The 643-nt window shown below is 44.5% G+C and carries 1 protein-coding gene; it reads left to right on the forward strand.

The genetic code is table 11. From position 1 onward, the window contains the following. The coding region (locus J7R05_RS07475; protein WP_484479009.1) for a 3-phosphoshikimate 1-carboxyvinyltransferase at positions 1-643 on the forward strand (643 nt) is incomplete at both ends.

A 643-nucleotide genomic window follows, 5' to 3' on the forward strand; every position in this document is an offset into this window, starting at 1 on the left:
CTCTGGGTTATTCGTGGAACAGGAAATGGTTGCCTTTTAGCAGCACAAAGCCCTTTGGATTTCGGTAATTCTGGAACGGGCGCACGTCTCGTTATGGGAATGGTTGGTCCTTATCATATGAAAACAACTTTTGTCGGTGATACCTCTCTCTCCAAACGCCCTATGGGGCGTATTCTCGATCCACTGCGTTTAATGGGCGTTGAAATTGAAGCAACACATGACGACCGTCTTCCTTTAACGCTTTATGGCCCGAAAATGGCTAATCCGATTCGCTATCGTATTCCAATGGCTTCTGCCCAAGTAAAATCAGCTATCCTGCTTGCTGCTCTTAATACAGCCGGTACTACAACTGTTATTGAACCTGTCCTCACCCGAGATCATACGGAAAAGATGTTAAAAGCATTTGGTGCAGAACTTGAAATAGAAATAGATGCAAAAGGTACGCGTTTTATTCATCTCAATGGCCAACCACACCTTACCGGACAAACTATTAATATCCCAGGCGATCCCTCTTCAGCAGCTTTTCCGCTAATCGCTGCCCTTCTTGTAAAAGACTCTGATGTCACCATTGAAAATGTTCTTATAAACCATTCTCGGATGGGACTTATCGAAACATTATGGGCAATGGGCGCTCAAATTGAGC

The sequence above is a fragment of the Bartonella capreoli genome (genome assembly GCF_902813205.1).
In the GTDB taxonomy this organism is placed as follows: Bacteria; Pseudomonadota; Alphaproteobacteria; order Rhizobiales; family Rhizobiaceae; genus Bartonella; species Bartonella schoenbuchensis.